Source organism: Conyzicola sp. (genome assembly GCF_057073975.1).
The window spans coordinates 1-22,363 of sequence record NZ_JBXMIS010000121.1 but is presented as its reverse complement, the minus strand read 5'-3'; the positions used below and the strand labels follow the sequence as shown (position 1 = coordinate 22,363).

The 22,363-nt window shown below is 68.4% G+C and carries 23 protein-coding genes and 1 tRNA gene; 16 read left to right on the top strand and 8 right to left on the bottom strand.

Annotated features, from left to right (window positions below; genetic code table 11):
- The first annotated feature begins 132 nt into the window (after positions 1-132).
- A tRNA-Leu gene (locus AC14A7_RS11105) sits at positions 133-219 on the top strand.
- Positions 220-226: 7 nt separating this feature from the next.
- Here AC14A7_RS11105 and AC14A7_RS11100 read toward each other — a convergent pair.
- The gene (locus AC14A7_RS11100) at positions 227-460 is read right to left on the bottom strand and encodes a YkvA family protein (protein WP_484009011.1); all 234 of its coding nucleotides are present in this window, start codon (positions 458-460) and stop codon (positions 227-229) included.
- Positions 461-490: 30 nt separating this feature from the next.
- Here AC14A7_RS11100 and AC14A7_RS11095 point away from each other — a divergent pair, with 30 nt between their 5' ends.
- Genes AC14A7_RS11095 through AC14A7_RS11070 form a run of 6 tightly spaced genes read left to right on the top strand, consistent with a single transcriptional unit; the run spans position 491 to position 5,042 of the window.
- Positions 491-901, top strand: coding sequence for a nitroreductase/quinone reductase family protein (locus AC14A7_RS11095; RefSeq protein ID WP_484009009.1), 411 nt, complete (start codon positions 491-493; stop codon positions 899-901).
- The gene (locus AC14A7_RS11090) at positions 898-1,470 is read left to right on the top strand and encodes a DUF1349 domain-containing protein (RefSeq protein ID WP_484009007.1); all 573 of its coding nucleotides are present in this window, start codon (positions 898-900) and stop codon (positions 1,468-1,470) included. The genes AC14A7_RS11095 and AC14A7_RS11090 overlap by 4 nt, the downstream gene beginning before the upstream one ends.
- A gap of 18 nt (positions 1,471-1,488) precedes the next feature.
- Positions 1,489-2,430 carry an aldose 1-epimerase family protein gene (locus AC14A7_RS11085; RefSeq protein WP_484009005.1) on the top strand — a complete coding sequence of 314 codons (942 nt, stop codon included), beginning with the start codon at positions 1,489-1,491 and terminating at the stop codon, positions 2,428-2,430.
- Between the two features lie 26 nt (positions 2,431-2,456).
- A complete protein-coding gene (locus tag AC14A7_RS11080) occupies positions 2,457-3,497 on the top strand; it encodes a type III polyketide synthase (RefSeq protein ID WP_484009003.1) in 1,041 nt (346 codons plus the stop codon).
- Positions 3,494-4,030: an isoprenylcysteine carboxyl methyltransferase family protein gene (locus AC14A7_RS11075; protein WP_484009001.1), complete on the top strand. Its 537-nt coding sequence runs from the start codon at positions 3,494-3,496 to the stop codon at positions 4,028-4,030. Before AC14A7_RS11080 ends, AC14A7_RS11075 begins: the two co-directional genes overlap by 4 nt.
- Entirely contained in the window at positions 4,023-5,042 is a 1,020-nt protein-coding gene (locus AC14A7_RS11070) for an NAD(P)/FAD-dependent oxidoreductase (protein WP_484009000.1), read from the top strand. The genes AC14A7_RS11075 and AC14A7_RS11070 overlap by 8 nt, the downstream gene beginning before the upstream one ends.
- Here the strand turns inward: AC14A7_RS11070 and AC14A7_RS11065 are convergent.
- Positions 5,035-5,463 (bottom strand): MarR family winged helix-turn-helix transcriptional regulator, encoded by a 429-nt coding sequence (locus AC14A7_RS11065; RefSeq protein WP_484008998.1) that lies wholly within the window; start codon positions 5,461-5,463, stop codon positions 5,035-5,037. The two genes, AC14A7_RS11070 and AC14A7_RS11065, sit on opposite strands and share 8 nt — an antisense overlap.
- Positions 5,464-5,525: 62 nt before the next feature.
- Between AC14A7_RS11065 and AC14A7_RS11060 the strand changes: the two genes are divergently transcribed.
- On the top strand, positions 5,526-5,717 hold the full coding sequence (locus tag AC14A7_RS11060) for a hypothetical protein (RefSeq protein ID WP_484008996.1): 192 nt from the start codon (positions 5,526-5,528) through the stop codon (positions 5,715-5,717).
- Here the strand turns inward: AC14A7_RS11060 and AC14A7_RS11055 are convergent.
- A complete protein-coding gene (locus AC14A7_RS11055; RefSeq protein ID WP_484008994.1) occupies positions 5,714-6,370 on the bottom strand; it encodes an HAD hydrolase-like protein in 657 nt (218 codons plus the stop codon). The genes AC14A7_RS11060 and AC14A7_RS11055 overlap by 4 nt on opposite strands.
- Positions 6,371-6,454: 84 nt before the next feature.
- Here AC14A7_RS11055 and AC14A7_RS11050 point away from each other — a divergent pair, with 84 nt between their 5' ends.
- Together AC14A7_RS11050 and AC14A7_RS11045 are read left to right on the top strand one after the other, a co-directional pair.
- Complete coding sequence (locus AC14A7_RS11050) at positions 6,455-6,853, top strand: hypothetical protein (protein ID WP_484008992.1); 399 nt, start codon at positions 6,455-6,457, stop codon at positions 6,851-6,853.
- A 79-nt stretch (positions 6,854-6,932) separates the two neighbouring features.
- Positions 6,933-9,308, top strand: a complete 2,376-nt coding sequence (locus AC14A7_RS11045) for a glycoside hydrolase family 9 protein (protein WP_484008990.1) — start codon at positions 6,933-6,935, stop codon at positions 9,306-9,308.
- Between the two features lie 3 nt (positions 9,309-9,311).
- On the opposite strand, the gene nucS is transcribed toward AC14A7_RS11045, so the two are convergent.
- Genes nucS through AC14A7_RS11030 form a run of 3 tightly spaced genes read right to left on the bottom strand, consistent with a single transcriptional unit; the run spans position 9,312 to position 12,425 of the window.
- Entirely contained in the window at positions 9,312-10,007 is a 696-nt protein-coding gene (nucS, locus tag AC14A7_RS11040; protein ID WP_484008988.1) for an endonuclease NucS, read from the bottom strand.
- A gap of 10 nt (positions 10,008-10,017) precedes the next feature.
- On the bottom strand, positions 10,018-11,205 hold the full coding sequence (locus AC14A7_RS11035) for an MFS transporter (protein ID WP_484008986.1): 1,188 nt from the start codon (positions 11,203-11,205) through the stop codon (positions 10,018-10,020).
- Positions 11,202-12,425, bottom strand: coding sequence for an MFS transporter (locus tag AC14A7_RS11030; protein WP_484008984.1), 1,224 nt, complete (start codon positions 12,423-12,425; stop codon positions 11,202-11,204). Before AC14A7_RS11030 ends, AC14A7_RS11035 begins: the two co-directional genes overlap by 4 nt.
- 92 nt (positions 12,426-12,517) lie before the next feature.
- Here AC14A7_RS11030 and AC14A7_RS11025 point away from each other — a divergent pair, with 92 nt between their 5' ends.
- From AC14A7_RS11025 to AC14A7_RS11015, 3 genes are read left to right on the top strand one after another with little or no spacing between them, the layout of a single operon-like run.
- Positions 12,518-13,573 carry a LacI family DNA-binding transcriptional regulator gene (locus AC14A7_RS11025; protein ID WP_484008982.1) on the top strand — a complete coding sequence of 352 codons (1,056 nt, stop codon included), beginning with the start codon at positions 12,518-12,520 and terminating at the stop codon, positions 13,571-13,573.
- A gap of 26 nt (positions 13,574-13,599) precedes the next feature.
- A complete protein-coding gene (locus AC14A7_RS11020) occupies positions 13,600-14,961 on the top strand; it encodes a TrkH family potassium uptake protein (protein ID WP_484008980.1) in 1,362 nt (453 codons plus the stop codon).
- On the top strand, positions 14,954-15,652 hold the full coding sequence (locus AC14A7_RS11015; protein WP_484008978.1) for a potassium channel family protein: 699 nt from the start codon (positions 14,954-14,956) through the stop codon (positions 15,650-15,652). Before AC14A7_RS11020 ends, AC14A7_RS11015 begins: the two co-directional genes overlap by 8 nt.
- Here AC14A7_RS11015 and AC14A7_RS11010 read toward each other — a convergent pair.
- Positions 15,640-16,632, bottom strand: a complete 993-nt coding sequence (locus AC14A7_RS11010) for an NAD-dependent epimerase/dehydratase family protein (protein ID WP_484008976.1) — start codon at positions 16,630-16,632, stop codon at positions 15,640-15,642. The two genes, AC14A7_RS11015 and AC14A7_RS11010, sit on opposite strands and share 13 nt — an antisense overlap.
- A 23-nt stretch (positions 16,633-16,655) precedes the next feature.
- Between AC14A7_RS11010 and AC14A7_RS11005 the strand changes: the two genes are divergently transcribed.
- The 3 genes from AC14A7_RS11005 (at position 16,656) to AC14A7_RS10995 (ending at position 21,839) form a co-directional block, all read left to right on the top strand.
- Positions 16,656-18,620, top strand: coding sequence for a M13 family metallopeptidase (locus AC14A7_RS11005; RefSeq protein ID WP_484008974.1), 1,965 nt, complete (start codon positions 16,656-16,658; stop codon positions 18,618-18,620).
- Between the two features lie 31 nt (positions 18,621-18,651).
- The gene (locus AC14A7_RS11000) at positions 18,652-19,560 is read left to right on the top strand and encodes a serine hydrolase (RefSeq protein ID WP_484008972.1); all 909 of its coding nucleotides are present in this window, start codon (positions 18,652-18,654) and stop codon (positions 19,558-19,560) included.
- A 62-nt stretch (positions 19,561-19,622) separates the two neighbouring features.
- Positions 19,623-21,839: a glycoside hydrolase family 3 C-terminal domain-containing protein gene (locus AC14A7_RS10995; RefSeq protein WP_484008970.1), complete on the top strand. Its 2,217-nt coding sequence runs from the start codon at positions 19,623-19,625 to the stop codon at positions 21,837-21,839.
- Between the two features lie 12 nt (positions 21,840-21,851).
- On the opposite strand, the gene AC14A7_RS10990 is transcribed toward AC14A7_RS10995, so the two are convergent.
- Positions 21,852-22,363, bottom strand: a 512-nt coding sequence (locus AC14A7_RS10990; protein ID WP_484008969.1) for a glutamyl-tRNA reductase, incomplete at its 5' end; no start/stop codon positions are given.

Sequence of the window (22,363 nt, the reverse complement as noted above, 5' to 3'; positions counted from 1 at the left end):
GCTGGAACGATGTTAGCCGCAACGGTATGGCACTGAGTTGTACGCCCCCGCAATTACGCCGTGAGGATGAGGCAACGGCCAATCCTGCCTGTGCTAATCTCAATCGGTTGGCGCTACGGTGCCGACTGGTGAGCGCGAGTGGCGAAATTGGCAGACGCGCACGGTTCAGGTCCGTGTGCCCGTGAGGGCATGGGGGTTCAAGTCCCCCCTCGCGCACCAGAGGTAGTCAACCGGCAGGCGGCGGAGTTACTCCGCCGCTGCCGTTCCCAGCGGCACGCGGGTTGCGTCCGGTCAGCAGCTTCCAGATGCCGAAGCCGGCACCGAGCAGCACCGCGATGTCGTCGCCGAAGCCGAGTGGGCCCATGAGCAGCTCTGGCAGCACATCGATCGGCGAGACGCCGTAGACGATTGCCCCGATGGCAACGAGGATCGCAGAGATTGTGCGGCGGCGGTTCGACATGCGATCAGGGTAACCCGCGACAATGGGTGCGTGGCCGACTTCAACCAGACGATTATCAACGAGTTCCGCGCGAACGGCGGCCACGTCGAGACCGCGGGCTTCGGCGACAGCCTTGTGCTGCTGCACACCGTCGGCGCGCGCTCCGGGGCGGAGCGGGTGAATCCGCTCATGGCGATTGCAACCGATGACGGCTGGATGGTTGTGGCCTCTGCGGGCGGCGCCCCGCGGCATCCGGCCTGGTTCCACAACCTCATCGCGCACCCGTCAGCCGTCGTCGAGATCGGAAGTGGCGAGATGGTGGATGTCGTCGCGACCCAGCTCGACGGCTCGGAGTACGACGCAGCCTGGGCCGCATTCACCGCACGCTCCCGCGCGTTCGAGTCGTACGCGCAGCGCGCCGGCGACCGCGAGATTCCCGTGGTGAGGCTGAGGCGGGTATGACGCGCATCGACTGGGCGTTCGGCAGCTGGACCACCGAGCCGGCTGCACTTGCGGCCGACGGCAGCGACCTGCTGGTCACGGCCGTCGAGGGCAGCGATGCGTGGCGACACACCGCCTACGGCTTCGTGCACGACACAGAGCACGGGCTGCTCGCGGCGTTCGGCCAGGGGATGGCCGTTGAAGTCGAGTTCACGGTGGCCTTCGAGGCGCAGTTCGACCAGGCGGGAATCCTGCTCAAGGCAGATGACGAGAACTGGATCAAGGCCGGCATCGAGTTCGCCGACGGCCAACCGCAGGTCGGTGCCGTCGTCACCCGCGGCCGCAGCGACTGGTCCGTCGCTCCCGTGCCAGCGTGGGCGGGGCAGCGGGTCACCATTCGCGCGAGCTGGGCCGATGACGCCATCACACTCCGCGCCCGGGCCGGCAGTGAGCCGTTCCAGCTGGTGCGGGTGATCCCATGGGAGCTGCCGTCGACCGCGGGCCCCATGCTGTGCGCACCGAGCCGAGCGGGACTAACCGTGCGGTTCCACGAGTGGCGAATCGCCGAGGCGGATTCCGCGCTGCACTAGTCGAGTAACGTAAGCGCCGTGAATACCGCAACCCCCACCTCCGGCGCCCAGTACGAGATCGCCTTCGGTGACTACCGAGCCGTTATTGCCAGCATCGGCTCGAGCCTTCGCGTGTTGCAGCACGACGGCCGCGACCTCGTGGTGCCTTTCGACGCAGACCAGATGCACGTGCAGTACCGCGGTGTCACGCTCGCGCCATGGCCGAACCGCATCGCCGACGGCAAGTACACGTTCAACGACATCGAGTACCAGGTGCCGCTCACCGAGCCGGAGCGCGGCAATGCGCTGCACGGGCTCGCCAGCTGGCTCGACTTTCAGGAGATCGAGAAGAGCGAGAGCCATGTGGTTCTCGCCGCCGAGATCGTTCCGCAATTCGGCTACCCGTTCCGCGTGCTGCTGCGCGTGCGGTGGGAGCTCACCGCCGACGGCCTCGAGACGACCGTGACGGCCAGCAACATCGGGAAGGACGCGGCACCGTACGGCACCGGTCCGCATCCATATCTCGTTGCCGGCGAGGGCCGCGTCGACGACTGGATGCTCGACCTCCCGGTCGCCGAGGTGCTCACCGTCACGGAGGACCGCCTCATTCCCATCGGCATCGAGGACGTCGTCAGCCACGCCGACGGCGCCTTCGACTTTCGGGTGCCGCGTGCCGTCGGCGACGTGTTCATCGACCACGCCTTCACCTCGATCATTCCGAACGAGGATGGCCGGGCTCTCGTGCGAGTCACGACGGCCGACGGCTCCGGGGTCGAGATGGAGTGGGGTGACGAGCTGCCGTGGGTGCAGGTGCACACGGCAGACCAGCCGAACCCCGACATCCACCGCATCGGCCTCGCGGTCGAGCCGATGACCTGCCCACCCGATGCATTCAATTCCGGCGTCGACCTCATCGTGCTGCAGCCCGGTGAGTCGTCGAGTGCGGCATGGACGATCAGGGCCGTCAACCCCCGACAGTGATAACGGCGCAGGGTTAGGCTCGGCCAATGACGAGGATCGCCGCGGTCGCCCCCGTGCTGCCAGAGCACTCCTACAGCCAGCAGCAGATCATCGCCGAGATGGGACCGCTGCTCTCGCCCGACCCGAAGCGGCGGCCTGTCATCGAGCGCATGTACGCCTCGAGCACGGTCGAGCGACGCTACTCCGCCTTGCCGTTGGAGCGCTACCGCGACCTCGGCGGCCTCACGCATTCGAACGCGGAGTGGGTGCGGGTGGCCACCGACCTCGGCGAGAGAGCGGTGCGCGACGCCCTCGACTCCGCTGGACTGCGGCCGGAGGATGTCGACCTCCTGCTGTTTACGTCGGTCACCGGAGTCGCGGCCCCGTCGGTGGACGCCCTGGTGGCGGAGCGGCTCGGCATGCGCAGCGACCTGCGTCGCTGGCCGAGCTTCGGCCTCGGCTGTGTGGCGGGCGCTGGCGGGCTCGCCCGCGCGCACGACTACCTCGAGCACCGGCCGAAGGGGGTCGTCGTGCTTCTCGCTGTCGAGCTGTGCTCCCTCACCCTGCAGCGCACTGACGACTCGATGGCGAACTTCGTGGCGAGCGGTCTGTTCGGCGATGGCGCCGCAGCGGTCGCCCTCGTCGGCGACGACCATCCTGCCGCGACCGGACCTCGCATCGTCGCGACCCGCAGCGTGCTGGTGTCGCAGACCGCCGACGTGCTGGCCTTCAACCTTGGCGGCACGGGATTCGAGATCGTGCTCACCGCGGAGGTTGCCAGCGTGATCGAGCGCGAGTTTCCGGCAGAGGTCTCCCTCTTCCTCGAGGGGCGGCCGCTCGACGGGCTCGCGATGATCGCCCACCCGGGCGGACCGCGCATCCTCGAGGCATTCGCCACGGCGCTCGACCTTCCGCGCGAGCGGTTCGAGCGCAGCTGGGCATCGCTCGCGAGCCGCGGCAACCTCTCGTCGGCCTCGGTGCTGCACGTGCTCGCCGACGCGCTCGCGGCGGGGGAGCACGACGCGCTGCTCTTCGCGCTCGGCCCGGGAGTGAGCGCGGAGTTCGTGCTCATGGAGGAGGTTCGATGATCTGGTACCTGGCACTCATCCTGCTCACCGGCGCGGAGCGCGTCGTCGAGCTGGTCATCTCGAAGCGCAACGCCGCGCTCGCGTTCTCGCGCGGGGGCGTGGAGTTCGGGCAGCGGCACTTCCCGTTCATGGTGACGCTGCACACCGGGTTCCTGCTCGCGTGCATCGCCGAGGTCTTCCTTGCTGGCCGCCCCTTCATTCCCGCGCTCGGCTGGCCGATGCTGGCGATCGCGCTGCTCGCCCAGCCCGGTCGCTACTGGTGCATCGCCTCCCTCGGACGGCAGTGGAACACGCGCGTTATCGTCGTTCCCGGGGCCGGCGAGGTGCGCGCCCGTGGTCCGTACCGCTGGGCGTGGCTGCGGCATCCCAACTACTGGATCGTCGCGATCGAGGGCGTCGCCCTTCCGCTCGTGCACACGGCGTGGGTGACGGCAATCGTGTTCACCGTGCTCAACGCGATACTGCTGCTGCGGTTCCGCATCCCGATCGAGAACGGGGCACTGCGACTTCTCGCCGAGCGGCGCGATGACTGACGTGCTCGTGGTCGGCGGGGGGCCGACCGGGCTCGCCTCGGCGATCGAGGCACGCCTCGCCGGGTTCTCCGTTGTCGTCGTCGAGCCGCGCGGTGGCGCGATCGACAAGGCGTGCGGCGAGGGCCTCATGCCCGGCGCGCTTCCGCTGCTGGCGCGGCTCGGGGTCTCGCCGCGCGGCCTTCCGCTGCGGGGCGTCACCTATACCGACGGGCGCCGCTCTGTCTCGCATCCTTTCGCGGGCGGGCACGGCCTGGGGGTGCGGCGAACCACCCTGCACGCCGCGCTGCTCGCCAGGGCGCTCGACCTCGGGGTCGAGGTGGAGCACCGCAGGGTCGACTCCGTCACGCAGTACGCGAGCTCGGTCACCGCAGCGGGAATCACCGCCTCGTGGATGCTCGCCGCAGACGGCCTGCACAGCACCGTCGCAGAGGCGGTCGGCCTTCGCCTCCCCACCCCACGATCCCGTCGGCGCTACGGCCTGCGCCGGCACTTCCACCTGCAGCCGTGGAGCGAGAACATCGAGGTGCACTTCACCCCCCTCGGAGAGGTCTACGTGACGCCGACGGCCGACGGCGTCGTCGGGCTCGCCCTACTCTGCCGTCGCGGCACCGACTTCGCGGCGGCGATCGCGGCATCGCCTCGACTGGCCGAGCGGATCGCGGGGGCCGAGCCGGCGTCGGAGCTGCGCGGTGCCGGGCCGTTCCGCCAGCGCACCCGCCGCCGTGTCGCCGGGCGCGTGCTGCTCGTCGGAGATGCCTCTGGCTATGTCGACGCGATCACCGGTGAGGGTCTTCGACTCGGGCTCGACCAGGCGAGGGCCGCGGTTGCGGCGCTCGCCGCGCAGCGCCCGAACGACTACGAGCGGGAGTGGTTGCGGGTGACCCGCGACTTCCGGGTGCTGACGAGCGGGCTCGCGGCAGCGGCATCCGGTCCACTGCACGGGGCGATCGTGCCGCTCGCGGCGCGGCTGCCGCGGGTGTTCGGCGCGGCCGTGGAGACGCTCGCTAGGTAGCGGCGGCAATGAGCGCGGTGAGCTCGTCACGCACCCGCTCGAGCTGGGCGAGGGGGAGGCCGAGCCGCTCGACGACTCTGCCCGGCACCTTCTCTGCCTCTGACCGCAGGGCGAGACCCGCCTCGGTGAGGGTGACGGCGAGGGCCCGCTCATCGCTCGTGCTGCGGGCGCGGGTGAGGAGCCCGGCGGCTTCGAGCCGCTTGAGCAGTGGGGAGAGCGTGGCCGGCTCGAGGTGAAGCGCCGTGCCGATGTCGCTGACTGTGCGCGGACTGCGCTCCCACAGGGCGAGCATGACGAGGTACTGCGGGTGCGTCAGGCCGAGCGGCTCGAGGATCGGGCGGTAGATGCCGATGACGCTGCGGGAGGCCGCCGCGAGAGCGAAGCAGACCTGGCGGTCGAGGGCGAGGGGATCTGTCGGCACGAGGGCATCCTATCCAATCCTTAGTGCTAGATTAATTAGTGCACTAACGAAAAGGAGTCGGGATGACCAAGTGGTGGGACCGCCTGAACGGTGCGCTCGTTCCCTACATCGGCCCGCCTCCGCTCGGCCCGTACAACGAGCCGCCGCAGCCCGCCGTGAGCACCCGCGCGTGTCCGCTGTGCGGCAGCACCATGCAGGAGCACGTCTTCGATCGCGCAGCAGGCCGGCCGACCTATGTGCGCTGCCCTGTCTAGGCCAGCAGCAGCGCGAGCAGTTCGCTCGGCGTCGAGACGACGGCGATAGCGCCGACCTGCTCTGCGGGTGAGCCGTAGCCCCAGTCGACGAAGATCGTCGGCAGCCCATTGGCGGCCGCACCCTCGACGTCGTAGAAGCGGTCGCCGACCATGATCGGGTTCGACAGGTCTGCGCCGAATGCCTCGAGGCGCTCGAGGGCGAGGGCGATGACGTCTTTCTTCTCACTGCGCACCTCGTCTTCTGAGGCGCCCGTCATCACGTCGATGTGATGCATGAGCCCGAGGTGGGTGAGCGCCAGGCGCGCAAGGGACTCTGGCTTGGATGTCGCGAGCGAGCTCGGCACGCCGCTCGCGGAGATCGCGGAGAGAGTCTGCTCGATGCCCACGTAGGCGGAGACGTTGGTGACGCCGTGAGCGAGGTAGCGCTCGCGGTAGGTGGAGAGCGCCTGGCGCGCGTCGGAATCGGACATTCCGGCGATCGACTCGAAGGACTGCAGCAGCGGAGGGCCGACGTACTCGAGAAGGGCCGTCGGACTGGGGACCGGTTCGCCGAGCTCCTCGAAGGTCCAGGCGAGGGTGGAGGTGATGCCGGGCGCGGAGTCGATGAGGGTGCCGTCGAGATCGAGCAGCACGCAGCTATACGGCGTAGTCATTTGTGACAAGACTAGGTCGCGCGACGCGGGCCCGGAGCGCTAGCGTTGTGCACGTCCCCCCGAATGGGGGGTGTGGGGGGAGACATGGTTATCGTTCCGGAGACATCGGTCGAGGATTCGACAGTCGCGGGCCGTGATCGGCTCACCGCGTGGGCAGTGCTGCTGAGCTCGGCCATCGTGCCGCTGCCCATTCTCGTCGGCGCAGGCATCGAGGCGCTGTTCGACAGCATCAATCCCGCGGGCGTCGACGTCACTCAGCCCCTTGCCTACCTGCGCGAGCTGCTCGGCTACGGCTTCGGCATTCTCGCGCTCCTCGTGCTCGCGATCGTCGTCGTGTGCGCGATGCTCTACGGGCAGAGAGGTGCATCCGCGCTCGTGCTGCCCGCCGTGATCATCGTCACCCAGATCGTCATGGGGGTCGGAATCCTCTCTCTCAACGGACTCGTCGAGGGCATCGAGTCGTCGTACGTGGCGAGCCGCTAGCCATAGGCCATAGGGTGGCCGGAACGTGTCGATGAAGACCGTTCCGATTTGGGAGCGCTCTCATGAAGGGTGGAATCTCGTGGTCAAGGCAATCGCGGTCGTCGTCATCGTCGGGGTGCTCGTCGCCAGCCCCCTGCCCGCACTCGCGCAGGACGGCCCGGAGCTGATTCCCGGCGGCGGCTTCGACGGCACCACCCAGCCGTGGTTCGTCACCCAGGACATGGTGGCGACCGCCACCGACGGCCAGCTCTGCGTCGACGTTCCCGGTGGCACGAGCACGGCGTGGAGCTCGATCATCGGCGTCGACGGCGTGCCGATCGTCAAGGGAGAGGACTACGACTTCTCGTTCACCGCCGTGGGTGTCTCGCCGGCCCCCGTCGTCATCCGGGCGCTTGTTCAGCAGCCCGTGTCGCCGTGGGACGCGACCTTCGAGGCAAACCCGAGCCTCGGCGGAGACGAGACGCAGTTCTCCTACACGTTCAACGCGAGCATGGACCTTCCGGCGGCGCAGGTGGTGTTCCAGGTCGGCGGCGCCGACGAGCCGTGGTCGCTCTGCATCGACGACGTCTCGATCCACGCTGGAGATCCAGCAGAGGCGTTCGTGCCGGAGACGGGAACGCGGGTGCGCGTCAACCAGGTCGGCTACCTGCCGACCGGCCCCAAGCGCGCGACCCTGATGACGGACGCCGCTGCCGCTGTGCCGTGGACCCTGCGCACCGCCGCGGGCGAGACCGTCGCAACCGGCCAGTCGGAGCCGCGCGGCGACGACTCGAGCGCCGGCGGCGCCGTGCACGTGATCGACTTCAGCTCCGTGGCAGAGACGGGCGAGGGCTTCACCCTCGAGGCCGATGGGGAGACGAGCCACCCCTTCGCGATCCGCGACGACCTCTACGACCAGCTGCGCTACGACTCCCTCTCGTACTTCCACCTCGTGCGCAGCGGCATGGCGATCGACGTGCCGGGATACGAACGCGAGGCCGGCCATCTCGACGTCGCCCCCAACCAGGGCGACACCGCGGTTGGCTGCCAGGCGCCGCAGCCGTTCATGCAGAACTGGACCTGCGACTACGAGCTCGATGTGCGCGGCGGCTGGTACGACGCGGGAGACCACGGCAAGTACGTCGTCAACGGCGGCATCGCTGTGTACCAGCTCATGTCCGCATTTGAGAGGACACTGACGGCGTCGTCCGTGACGCCAGGGGTGTTCGACGACGGTGTCCTCGGCATCCCGGAGTCAGGCAACGACGTGCCAGACCTGCTCGACGAGGCCCGGTGGGAGCTCGAGTGGATGCTGCGCATGCAGGTGCCAGTCGGCGAGGAACTCGCGGGGATGGTGCACCACAAGGTGCAGGACGACAGCTGGACCGGCCTGCCGCTGCTGCCATCCGACGATCCAAAGCCACGACAGCTGCACCGCCCCTCCACGGCGGCCACCCTCAACCTCGCAGCGGTCGCCGCGCAGGGTGCGCGACTGTTCGAGCAGTACGACTCCGCGTTCGCCGACGAGCTGCTCGCCGCATCGAGAACCGCCTGGGATGCCGCGAAGGCCAACCCGCGACTGCTCGCCCCTGCCTCCGACGGCCAGAACGGCGGTGGCCCCTATGACGACGACGACGTGACCGACGAGTTCTACTGGGCGGCAGCAGAGCTCTACCTCACGACCGGTGAGCCGGCCTTCGAGGCCGCCGTGCTCGACGACCCGCTGCACACGGGAGACATCTTCCGCATCGCCGGCTTCGACTGGGGCCACGTCGCGGCGCTCGCGCGCATGGATCTCGCGACCGTGCCGAACGACCTTCCGGGCCGAGACGAGGTCGCAGACTCCGTCGTCGCGCTGGCCGAGAAGTACGCGGCTGCTCAGGATGGCGAGAACTTCGGCCAGCCCTATGCCCCGATCAGCGGCTACGGCTGGGGCTCGAACAGCTCCATCCTCAACAACATGGTGGTCATGGCGACGGCCTACGACCTCAGCGGCGATGCGCGCTTCAGCTACGCGGTGGTGGAGGGCATGGACTACATCCTCGGCCGCAACGCGATGAACAACTCCTACGTCACCGGGTACGGCACGACCTACTCGCAGAACCAGCACAGCCGGTGGTTCGCGCACCAGCTCGACGCCGACCTGCCGTCACCGCCGCCGGGCACCCTCGCGGGTGGGCCGAACCGGTCGATCCAGGATCCGCTCGCGCAGCAGACGTTCACGACCGGGTGCGCCGACCAGCTCTGCTACCTCGACGACATCCAGTCGTGGTCGACGAACGAGATGACCGTCAACTGGAACTCCTCGCTCGCGTGGGTCGCATCCTTCGTCGCCGACCAGTCGCAGCTCGAGGCCGTCTCGTCTGTCGGGCCGACGCAGAACGACCTGCTGCCGATCGTGCTGACCGGCGGCGGGCTCGTGCTCGTCACCCTCGTCGGCGGCATGGTGCTGCGCGGCCGAGGCAAGAAGCGGTAGCGGCTAGAACAGCCGCTGGTGCGCGTCGTCGAGACCGCGCATCGCGTCGTAGTCGAGAAGAAGGCACCGGATGCCGCGGTCGGTTGCGAGGGTGCGCGCCTGCGGCTTGATCTCCTGGGCTGCGAACACACCGTGCACCGGGGCCAGCAGCGGGTCGCGGTTCATCAGCTCGAGGTAGCGGGTCAGCTGCTCGACGCCGTCGATGTCGCCGCGGCGCTTGATCTCGACGGCGACCGCCGCTCCTGCGCCATCGCGCGCGAGGATGTCGACCGGCCCGATCGCGGTCATGTACTCCCGGCGCACGAGGGTGTGTCCATCGCCCAGCAGCTCGATCTGCTCTGCGAGCAGCTTCTGCAGATCGGCCTCGACGCCGTCCTTCTGCAGTCCGGGGTCCAGCCCGAGCTCGTGCGACGAGTCGTGCAGGATCTCGTGGATCGAGATGACGAGAAGGTCGGCCGTCTTCGCCTGGGCGACCTTCCAGATCTCGGTGACGCCGGCATCCAGCTGGTCCTGGTCTGGGTCGATCGTCGAGAGCACGCAGGGCGGGCTCATCCAGTTGAGCGGTTTGTAGCTCAGCGAGTCGGCGTGCACGAGCACGCCGCCGTCGGCTTTGACCACGAGAAGGCGGGTGCCGAGGGGGAGGTGCGCGCTGAGCCGGCCCGCATAGTCGACGGAGCACTTGGCAATGACGAGACGCACGGCCTCGAGTCTAGGCGGCGCGCTGGGGTGGCTTCGCGGCTCCCGACACCGCAAGGGCGACCACGAGCAGCACCGCGACCGCGACGAAGGCCTGCGGCAGGCCGAAGTGCTCGCCGAGGAGGCCGATGACGGTCGGGCCGAGCAGACCGCTGATGGTCGCGACCGTGGCCACGGCGGCGACGCGCGCTGGCGCGTTGCGCGGGTCGTCGGCGGCGGCCGAGATGCCGAGGGGGTAGCCGAGCGAGGCGCCGAGTCCCCACAGGGCGACGGCGGCGAAGGTGGCGAGCTGCGAGTCGACGAGGGTGACGACGAGCACTCCGGTCGCGGCGAGGGCGAAGGCGGTGCGCAGGGCGGCGACGCGACCGAACCGGTCGACGAACCATCCGCCGCCGAAGCGGCCGGCAACCATGGATGCCGCGAAGACCGTCACCGTCGCGGCACCGAGCTCTGGCTCCCAGCCGCGACCCGTGACCATGGCGAGCGACAGCCAGTTGTTTGCCGTGCCCTCGGTGAACGACGCGGCGAGCACGATGAACCCGACGAGAAGGGTGCGCGGCTCGACCCAGACCTTCATGCGCTCGCCGAAGCCTGGCCGCTCGACGTGGCTCTCACGCAGCTCTGGAAGAAACCGCACGACGCTGAGGATGATGGCGAGCATGATCGCCGCGATCACCGGGAAGTGGATGCTGATCGGCAGGTGAACCGCCGACCCGACGGCACCGAGGGCCGCACCGGCAACCGCCCCGATGCTGAACGCCGCATGGAACAGCGGCATGAGGGTGCGACCGGTCACCCGGTCGCTGCTCGCCGCCTCGAGGTTGATCACGATGTTGGTGACAGAGATGCCGACCCCGTAGAGCACGAGCAGGGGAGCACCGATGAAGGGGTTTCCGGTGAGGATGGCGTTGATGCCGAACCCGGCGAACGACACCATTCCGACCACCTGCGCCGCGATCGCCGTCTTGCGCTCACCGAGCAGCTCCAGCACGTGGCTCGAAGCGAGCAGGCCGAGCAGCGCCCCGAGCGGGATCGTGGTGATGAGCACGCCCATCTGCGCGAGCCCGAGATCGAGCGCCTCTGCCGTCGCCGGCGTGCGCGATGCCCAGGTGCCGATCGCCAGGCCGTTGCCGGCGAACATCGCGAAGATGGCGAAACGCCACCAGCGGGTGTCGACCTGCTCGAGCGGAACGGCGGTCACCGCTTTGCCGGCTCCCGAGCGGCGGAGGACACGAGGCCGGCGATGCCGACGAGCACGAGAACAGCGAGCAGCGCCTTGAGCAGGCCGAACTGCTGGCCGAGCAGGCCGATGACGGGCGGGCCGACGAGGAAGGCGAAGTAGCCGATCGTCGCGACGGCGCTCACGCGTGCCGCGGCCGTGCGCGGGTCGTCGGCCGCGGCCGACATGCCGACCGGGAAGCCGAGCGAGGCGCCGAGGCCCCAGAGCGCAACGCCGACGGCGGCGACGTACACGCTCGGGCCGAAGATGACGATGAGCAGGCCGATGACAGCGAGCACCGCGGTGCCGCGCAGCACGGGCACGCGGCCGAAGCGCTCGAGCACGACGACACCGGCGAGGCGGCCGATGGTCATGAATGTCACGAAGATGCCGAAGACGAGCGCACCGGATGCATTGGTCACGTCGTAGCCGTCGACGATCGAGAGGGCGAGCCAGTCGTTGGCGGTTCCCTCGGTGAAGGCCATGCCGAGCACGATGAGTCCGATGAGGAGGGTGCGCGGATCCCGCCAGATGGACAGGCGGCCCCGCCACGTCTTGGAGTGGTCGTCATCGGCGACCGGCTCGGCGCCATCCTCGACGATGTGCTCCGACTGCAGGAAGCGCACGCTCACGACGACGGCAACCGCCATGATCACGGCGATGCCGCCGATATGCACGGCCACTGACAGGCCAGCCGTCTCGACGAGGGCGGCGAGGCCTGCCCCCGCCATCGTGCCGAAGCTGAAGAAGGCGTGGAAGATCGGCATGATCGGCTTGCCGAGCACGCGCTCCTGCGCGGCGCCGGAGACGTTCATGGCGACGTCGCAGATGCCGAAGGCGGCGCCGAACAGGGCGAGGCCCGCCATGGTGAGACCGAAGCTCGGCCCGACGGTTGCCCCGATGCCGGCGATCGAGAGCCCGATGGCGCCGATCACGAGACCCCACATGATGGTGCGGTTCGCGCCGACGCGGGCGATGATGTGGCTCGACCCGACGAGGCCGGCGATAGAACCCGCGGCGATGGAGAACGCGAGGATGCTCATGGTGGCGGTGTCGGCGGCGAACGAGTCGCGCACGCTGGGCACCCGCGACATCCAGGTGGACATGGCGAGTCCGCAGAGGGCGAAGATCACGAAGAGGGCGTTGCGCCACCCGACGACCTGGGTGCGGGTGAGCCCGCCGGAGTACTGCGTTGTCGTCATGGTGTTCCTGGTGCTGAGGGTCGTGGCGGCCGTGGCGGCCCGTGGAAATCGAATCGATTCGATCGAATCGTTTCGAGTAATGTAGCAACACCATGACCGACGCGGCAAGTACGAGCACCGAGCGACCCAACCTGGCCGCGGTGGCTGCGCTGGCAGGCGTTTCGGCATCCACCGCCTCCCTCGCGTTCAGCGGAGCGGGCCCGGTGTCGGAGAAGACGCGGGCCAAGGTGCTCGCCGCGGCAGAGCAGCTCAACTACGCCGGCCCCGACCCGCGCGCGCAGTCGCTGCGCCGCGGCCGCTCCGGCATCGTCGGCGTCGTTCTCGAAGACAGCGTGAGCGAGGCCTTTCGCGACCCCATGAACATCGCGACGCTCGACGGCATCGCCGACGCCATCGGGCCGAGCGGCTCGGCGATGCTGCTGCTCACCGACAACGAGGGGCCCAGCGGGTTTCGAACCGTGCCTCTCGATGCGGTCGTGCTGATTGGATGCAGCACGCGCCTCGCCGACGCCGTGCACGTCTTCCGCCAGCGCGGGGTTCCCATCGTTGGCGTCGAGACGGAGCCGATGGATGGCGTGCTCTCCATCGACCTTGACAACGCCGGAGGGTCACGGGTTCTCGCAGAGCATCTTCGCGACCTCGGTCACGAGAATGTCGTCATGGTCACCCTCTCGGTCGACGCGGCCCACACCCCCGGGTGGCTGACGCCGCAGCGCGAGCTCGAGAGCGAGGGCTACACCGCCTCGCAGCGCATTGCCGGCGTGCGCGAGGTCTACCCGAACGCCACCGGATACGTCGCGAGCGCAAGCTCCGTCGACGAGGGCTACCATGCGGCGATCGAGGTGCTCTCCACCTCCCCACGCCCGACGGCCATCGTGGCGCAGAGCGACCTGCTCGCCGTCGGCGTCGTGCGCGGTGCCCAGGAGCTGGGTCTTCGCGTGCCGGAGGATGTCAGCGTCGTCGGCTTCGACGGCGTGCGCCTCGACGGCATCGCGCCGATCGACCTGACCACCATGGTGCAGCCTGCCTTCGACAAAGGCCACGCGGCTGGTCGCGGAGTCGTCTCGCTGCTGACGGGCGAGCCAGCCGAGCCGGTCGTCTTCGGCAGCCAGTTCCACCGGGGAGCGACCACGGCGCCGCCCCGTTAGACTCCTCGCTCGAAGGAGGTGCGCTTGTGGCGACCACGTCGGCGAGGGCCGTCTCGAACAACCGTCAGCGCCGCCTCCATCCCGCTCGCGCCGTAGTGGGAGGCTTTGCGGCCGCCGACCTTCTCGGAACAGCGCTGCTCATGCTGCCGATCTCGGCTGAGGGCAGAGCGGCGACACCGCTAGAGGCATTCTTCACCGCGACCTCGGCGGTGTGCGTGACGGGGTTGACGGTGGTAGACACCCCGACGTTCTGGTCGCCATTCGGCGAGTTCGTCATCCTCGCTCTGATCCAGGTCGGCGGACTCGGCATCATGCTCTTCGCCTCGCTCATCGGCCTGCTGCTGGTGCGCAAGCTGTCGCTGCGAGGGCGGGTGACGGCGGCCTCCGAGGCGAAGAGCTTCGGAACAGCCGACGTGCGCGGACTGATCAGAGGTATCGCCGCGATCACCTTCCTCATCGAGGCAATCGTCGCCGCCATCCTCTTTCTCGTCTTCTGGTTGCGGTACGACTACGGGCCGCTGGACGCGCTGTGGAGGGCCGTGTTCCACGCGGTGTCTGCGTTCAACAATGCCGGCTTCGCGCTCTACAGCGACAACCTCATCGGCTTCGCCACCGATCCGCTCGTGTGCCTTCCACTCGCGGCCGCGATCATTCTCGGTGGCCTGGGTTTTCCGGTCATCATGCAGCTGCGCAGAGAGCTGCGGCAGCCGCTGCACTGGAGCATGAACACCAACATCGTTGTCTGGGCCACCGTCGTGTTGCTCGTTCTTGGCACGATCTACATCTGCGTTCTCGAATGGAGCAACCCGGCAACGCTCGGATCGATGGATGTCGGCTCGCGCATCCTCACCGGCTTCTTCCACTCGGTGCAGACGCGCACCGCCGGATTCAACAGTCTCGACATCGGCCAGATGCACGAGTCAACCTGGCTCGGAATGGACGCCCTGATGTTCATCGGCGGCGGCCCTGCGGGAACCGCTGGCGGAATCAAGGTCACGACGTTCGCCGTGCTGTTCTTCATCATCTACACCGAGCTGCGTGGAGAGGCGGCCGTCAACATCTTCGGCAAGCGCCTCTCGCGGGCCGTTCACCGCCAGGCGATCACGACGGCCCTTCTCGCCGTCGCTGTCGTCGGAGTCGCCACGGTCGCGCTGCTGGTCATCTCCGACCTCGACCTCGACCGAGTGCTCTTCGAGGCGGTGTCGGCCTTCGCGACGGTCGGGCTCTCCACCGGCATCACCGCGACCCTTCCGCCTGCCGGGCAGCTCATCCTCGTTGCCTTGATGTTCCTCGGACGACTCGGCCCGCTGACCCTCGGTACGGCGCTCGTCCTCCGTCAGCGCCCGCTGCTCTACGAACTCCCCAAAGAAAGGCCCGTCATTGGCTAAGTTCTCCCTCGGCGGTGCCGACCGCTCTGCCCGCATCGCAGAAGCGGACTCCGTTGCCGTCATCGGCCTCGGGCGCTTCGGCAGCGCACTCGCGCTCGAGCTCATGGCCGCCGGCACCGAGGTGCTCGGAATCGATGGCAACGAAGAGATCGTTCAGGGTCTCAACGGGCAGCTGACGCAGGTCGTCCGCGCCGATTCGACCAAGAGAGAGGCACTCCTCCAGCTCGCGGTGAACGAGTTCGATCGAGTGGTCGTCGCGATCGGATCCGACATCCAGGCGAGCATCCTCACGACGTCGGTTCTGCTCGACTTCAGGATCCCGCACCTGTGGGCGAAGGCCACGAGCGACCCGCACGGGCAGATCCTCGAGCAGCTGGGCGTCGCTCATGTCATCTACCCGGAGAAGGACATGGGCCGCCGTGTCGCCCACCTCGTTCGCGGCTCTGCACTCGACTACATCGAGGTCGACGCCGACTACGCCATCGTGAAGATGAGCCCCAACAGCCACATCGTGGGAAAGGCCCTCGGCGAGACCCACATCAAGTCGAAGTTCGGCGTCACCGTCATGGCCTACCGCAACGGGCCGCAGGCCTGGATCAGCGCTGACTCGTCAACGGTGCTGACGGCCGACGACACGATCCTCGTCGCCGGACCGATCAAGAAGGCGGAGGAGTTCGGTCAGCTGCGGTAGCTCGACACGAGCGCGTCGAGCTTCGCGTTGAGCTCGGCGTCGACCTTGCGACGGATCGGCGAGGCGAGGTGCCAGTCGGCGATCTCGCGGGCGCCCTTCCAGAACGGGGTGACGGCGCGGTACTCCGGAACGACCGATCGAAGCTTCGCGTTGTCGAAGATGACGGAGTGCGCCTTGTCGCCGAGGAGTCCTGGTCCCCACTCGGGAATCGCGCGGGCGATGGTCTCGGAGGCCACGTGCACGATGCTTGGCGTCACCCCGAGCGCGTCGCCGAGCATGGTGGTGATCGCATCCCACGGCAGCACTTCGTCAGAGGTGATCTGGAACGTGTCGCCGATCGCCCGCGGGTTGTTCAGGAGCCCGACGAGGCCGACGGCGAAGTCGGTGTTGTGGGTGAGGGTCCAGAGCGACGTGCCGTCCCCGTGCACGACGACGGGCTCGCCGCGCAGCATGCGGTCGAGCTGGGTCCAGCCGCCCTCGAGCGGCACGAGCGTGCGGTCGTAGGTGTGCGACGGTCGCACGATCGTCGCGGGAAACCCGGCGGAGCGGTAGGCGGCGACCAGCACGTCCTCGCTCGCGATCTTGTCGCGCGAGTACTGCCAGTACGGGTTGTACAGCGGCGTCGACTCTGTGATCGGCAGGCGTGCGATGGGCTTCTGGTAGGCGGAGGCGGAGCTGATGTAGACGTACTGGCCGACGCGGCCGGTGAACAGCTCGATGTCCTTCTCGACGGAGGAGGGAAGGAAGGAGCGGAAGTTGACGACGACGTCCCAGCGCTGGTCGGAGGAGTCGCCGAGCAGCACATCCTCGAGGTGATCCGCGTCGCCGGTGATGTGGCGCACCCCCTCGATCGGCGGGCGCTTGGAGTCGGTGCCGCGGTTGAGCAGGGTGAGGTCGAATCCGCGCTCGACGGCGAGCTCGCTGCAGGCGGAGGAGATGATGCCGTTGCCTCCGATGAAGAGGGCGGTGGGAGCTGTCATAGAGCCCAGCCTAGGCTTGGGGCATGAGCGACCAGAGCCTCCCCGCCGGAATTGCCCTCGACGACCTCGACCCGGCCGTGCGCCCGCAAGACGACCTCTTTCGCCACGTCAACGGAAAGTGGATCGCGCGCACCGAGATCCCCGACGACAAGTCGCGCTACGGCTCCTTCTACATCCTCGCGGAGGAGGCGGAGCAGGCGGTGCGCGACATCATCGTCGAGGCGCAGTCGGCCGAGCCCGGAACAGAGGAGCGCAAGTTCGGCGACCTCTACGCGAGCTTCCTCGACGAGGCGCGGGCGAACGAGCTCGGTGCCGCGCCGTTGCAGCCGCTGCTCGCCCAGGTCGACGGGGTCGCGACCGTCGACACCCTTCTGACGACGATCGGCGAGCTCGAGCGCCAGGGTGTCGCCGGCTTCGTGCAGCTCTTCGTCGACAACGACCCCGGTCAGCCGGAGCGCTACCTCGTCTTCATCGAGCAGGGCGGCCTCGGCCTTCCCGACGAGTCGTACTACCGCGAGGAGAAGTTCGCAGAGATCGCCGCGAAGTACCAGGACTTCATCGGCCGGATGCTCGCTCTCGCCGGCCTCGACGACGCACCAGAGCGGGCAGAGCGCATCTACGCGCTGGAGAAGGACATTGCGGCGGCGCACTGGGACAACGTCAAGAACCGCGACTCCGAGGCGACTTACAACCCCATGACCTGGGAGGCGGCGAACGACCTCGTTCCCGACGTCGACCTCGGGGTGTGGCTCGAAGCGCTCGGGGTTCCAGAGAACTCGTTCGACGAGGTCGTGGTTCGTCAGCCGAGCTTCATCGAGGGGCTGGAGCACCTGTTCACGGCCGACCGTGTCGCGGCCTGGACGGACTGGCTGCGCTGGCAGGTCGTTCGATCGAACGCCGCGTACCTCAGCCAGGACTTCGTCGACGAGAACTTCGACTTCTACGGGCGCACCCTCAGCGGTACGCCAGAGCTGCGCGCCCGCTGGAAGCGCGGCGTCTCTCTCGTCGAGGGCGCGATGGGCGAGGCCGTCGGCCGCATCTACGTCGACCGGCACTTTCCCGGGGAGGCGAAGGAGAGCATGGATGTGCTCGTCGCCAACCTCATCGAGGCCTACCGCCAGAGCATCCAGACCCTGTCGTGGATGGGCGAGGACACCAAGAGGAAGGCGCTGGAGAAGCTCGAGAAGTTCACCCCGAAGATCGGATACCCGGTGAAGTGGCGCGACTACAGCGCTCTCGAGCTCAGCGCCGACGACCTGCTCGGCAACGTGCGCGCGACGAGCGAGTTCGAGTTTCAGCGTGAGCTCGGCAAGATCGGCAAGCCGCTCGACCGCGACGAATGGTTCATGACGCCGCAGACGATCAACGCGTATTACAACCCCGGGTTCAACGAGATCGTGTTCCCCGCTGCCATTCTGCAGTTCCCCTTCTTCGACGAGAAGCGGGATGCCGCGGCCAACTACGGCGCGATCGGCGCCGTCATCGGCCACGAGATCGGTCACGGCTTCGACGACCAGGGATCGAAGTACGACGGCGACGGGCGGCTGACCGACTGGTGGACCGCGGATGACAAGGCGGCCTTCGAGGCGCTGACGGCATCCCTCATCGAGCAGTACAACGCGCTCGCGCCCGCACAGGTGCCAGACCACCACGTCAACGGCGCCCTCACCATCGGCGAGAACATCGGCGACCTCGGCGGACTCGGCATCGCCTGGAAGGCGTATCTCATCTCGCTCGATGGCGCAGAACCGCCCGTCGTCGACGGCCTCACGGGAGCGGAGCGGTTCTTCCTCTCCTGGGCGCAGGCGTGGCAGATCAAGGCCCGTGACGAGGAGGTCATCCGCCTTCTCGCGATCGATCCACATTCGCCAAATGAGTTCCGCTGCAACCAAATCGTGCGTAACATTGACGACTTCTACACAACCTTCGGCGTCACGCCTAGCGACGCGCTGTGGTTGGATCCTGAGCAGCGGGTCACCATCTGGTGAACTAATCGTTTTGTGGACTCCGAGGTCTACCGTGACTGAACTGATCAACACCCGAGAGCGTTCACTGCGCGTGAAATCGCGCGGGGCCGGGAAGCACGTCAGCACAGTTCGGCGCGACTCGTTCAACTCGAGCTTCACCTCTCTCGGGCGGCTCGCCTATGAGGGCGCGCAGGTCTCGGCGAACGTCGTCGACCTCGCGAGCGGCGACACCCTCGTCTCCATCGACGACCGCATCGTGCTGCCGACCGCGAGCATCGGCAAGATCCTGCTGCTCATCGAGGTCTCTGCGCGGCTGACGGCGCAGGAGTTCTCCGGCTACGGCATCCTCGACAAGTCGGCCCGCGACCAGGTCGGCGACAGCGGCATCTGGCAGCACCTGCAGGCACCGTCTCTGCCGGTGGCCGACCTTGCCACTCTCGTGGGAGCCACGAGCGACAACCTCGCGACGAACCTGCTGCTCAAGCAGGTCGGGCTGGATGCCGTGCGCACCCGCACCGAGTCCCTCGGCCTGAGCCGCACCGCGCTCCTCGACCTCGTGCGCGACACCCGCGGCCCCGACGACGCACCCCAGCTCTCGGTCGGGTCGACAGAGGAGCTCTCGCGCCTGTTCGGCCAGCTCGCGCGCGGTGAGGTCATCGACCCGGGCACGAGCCAGCGCGTCACCGGTTGGCTGTCGCTCAACTGCGACCTCTCGATGGTCGCGAGTGCCTTCGGCCTCGATCCGCTGGCGCACCGCATGCCAGACCACCAGACGCTGTGCATCAACAAGACGGGCACCGACACGGGGGTGCGGGCTGAGGCTGGCGCTCTCAAGGGGCGACGCACGATGGTGTCGTACGCGGTGTCCATCCAGTTCGAAGACCACTCCCTTGAGAAGCGACTCCGCGTTCTCGACGCCATGCGCACCGTCGGCGAAGAGCTGCTGGAGTACGTGCACTAGCCCACCGGCAACCCCCCGAGCGAGCCCTGCCGCCCGACGGCTCCAGGCCCTACGGTAGGGCTATGGCTCAACTCAGCATCGAGGAGAAGGCGGCACTCGTTGCCGGCGGCACATTCTGGGACACGGTTGCCGCTCCGGGAATCCCCTCGATCGCCGTAGCTGATGGGCCGCATGGAGTGCGCAAAACGCAGATGACCGATGGCGATTTCGGCCTCGGCGAGAGCATTCCCTCCACCTGCTTCCCCCCGGCCACCGGCATCGCCTCGAGCTGGAACCGCGAGCTCGTCGAGCGCGTCGGGCAGGCGCTGGGCGTCGAGTCGCGGGCCCAGGGTGTTGCCGTGCTGCTCGGCCCCGGCATCAACATCAAGCGCTCGCCGCTGTGCGGTCGCAACTTCGAGTACTTCTCCGAAGACCCGCTCATCAGCGGTGAGCTCGGCGCATCCTTCGTGCGCGGCCTGCAGTCGAAGGGCGTCGGCGCGTCGCTCAAGCACTTCGCCGCCAACAACCAGGAGACGAATCGGATGACGGTGAGCGCCGAGGTCGACGAGCGCACCCTCCGCGAGCTCTACCTTCCGGCCTTCGAGACCGTCGTCAAGCGCGAACAGCCCTGGACGGTCATGTGCGCCTACAACCGCATCAACGGCACTTACGCGGCAGAGAACCACTGGCTGCTCACCGAGGTGCTGCGCGAGGAGTGGGGATTCCGCGGGCTCGTCGTCTCGGACTGGGGAGCGGTGGATGACCGGGTCGCCGCCCTGCGAGCCGGCACCGACCTCGAGATGCCCGGCCCTGTCGCCGAAAGCCAGGCAGCCATCGTCGCTGCTGCGCGGGCGAGCGCAGCGGTCGAGGCCGACCTCGACACGTCGGTCGACCGGGTGCGGGCGCTCGCGCGGCTCGGCTCCCGCGAGACAGGGCCGGCGTTCGACGAGGACGCGCACCACTCCCTAGCGCGGGAGGCGGCATCCGAGTCGATCGTGCTGCTGCGCAACGAGTCGGTGCTCCCGCTCGAGGAGGGCGCGCCGATTGCCGTCATCGGCCACTTCGCGCGCAGCCCGCGCTTCCAGGGTGCGGGCAGCTCGCAGGTCAGCCCCACCCGGGTCGACCCTGCGCTCGACGCGCTCATGCTGCGCACGCCGGTCGAGTTCGCCGCTGGCTACACGCTCGACAAGTCGGGAGACACCGCAGCCCTCCGCGCAGAGGCTGTCGCGCTCGCGACCAAGAGCGACACCGTCGTGCTGTTCGTCGGGCTGCCGGAGGGCGACGAGTCGGAGGGCTGGGACCGCCACGACCTCGAGCTGCCGCCGGCGCAGGTCTCGCTCATCTCGGCCATCGCCGAGGCCAACCCGCGCACGATCGTCGTGCTCACCAACGGCGGCGTCGTCTCGCTCGAGCCGTGGAGCGGATCTGTCGCGGCCATCCTCGAGACATGGCTGCTCGGACAGGCCGGCGGAACGGCGATCGCCGATGTGCTGTTCGGGTCGGTCAACCCGTCGGGGCGACTCGCGGAATCCATTCCGGTGCGGCTGCAAGACAACCCGACCTTCCTCAACTTCCCCGGCGACCTCGACTCGGTGCGCTACGCAGAGGGGGTGTTCGTCGGCTACCGCTACTACGAGTCGACCGACACCCCGGTTCGGTATCCGTTCGGCCACGGCCTCAGCTACACGACGTTCGAGTACTCGGACTTCGAGGTGACGCACACCGGCTCGGTCGCTAGCGTCACGGTGACGAACACGGGCAGCAGGGCAGGCAAGGAGGTCGTGCAGCTCTACGTCTCGCCACCGCTGACCTCGGTGCGTCGCCCCAAGCGCGAGCTGCGCGCCTTCACCAAGGTGTTCCTCGAGCCCGGTGACTCGACCCGGATCGAGCTGGCTCTCACGGATCGCGCCTACAGCCACTGGGACACCTCGACATCGGACTGGGTCGTCGCGGGTGGCACCTACTCCCTACAGCTCGGCCGTTCGTCTCACGACATCGTGGCGGAGGTCGAGCTGGAGCTCGCGACAGGGGCGTCGCTCGCCAAGCTGACGCTCGAATCCCCGGTGTCGGAGTGGCTCGCCCACCCCATCACCGGTCCTCTGCTGCGCAAGACCGCCGGCGTCGAGCTCACCGAGGGCGGCACGAGCGTGCTCGACATGGTCGGCTCGATGCCGATGCGCCGGCTGCTGCGCTTCCCCGGAGTCGACATCAGCCCGACCCAACTCAAGCTGCTGCTGGCGGCCGCCAACAATCCGGTGGTGCGCGGGGTTGTCGGGCTGGTGCACCGCCGCAAGGCCTAGGCGGGTCGTCCGCTAGGCCGACTCCTCGACGTTCACTGCCTCTGCCGCAGAGGGCTGGATGCCGAACACCGTCTCGACGGCCGTCGCGAACTCTGCGCCGCGCCCCTCGATCGCGAGCTCTCGCGCCCGGGCCGACGGCCCGTGCACGAGGACGCCGACCATGTGCCGCAAGGCGGCCTCGGTCTCTGGCGTGTGATCCCGACGGGCGAGCTCGGCGTCGAGGATGCCGAGCACGTGGCTGCGGAAGGCGACGACGGCAGGCTCGACCTCTGCCTCTGCATGGAACTCGGCGGCTGCGGCACCGACGAGGCCTCGGGCGTCGATCGCGGGGGCGAGCAGGTCGAGGGGAGCGTGCAGGCGCACGGTCTCGAGGTCGAGCAGCTCGACCCCCTCGATCGAGCCGACGGCCGGGTCGACGTTGCGCGGCAGGCCGAGGTCGATGACGATGCGGCGGCGCGCGGTTGCGAAGTGAGCGGGCGTGACCGCGAGGCGCGTCGTTGCGGTGATCACGACATCCGCGTCAT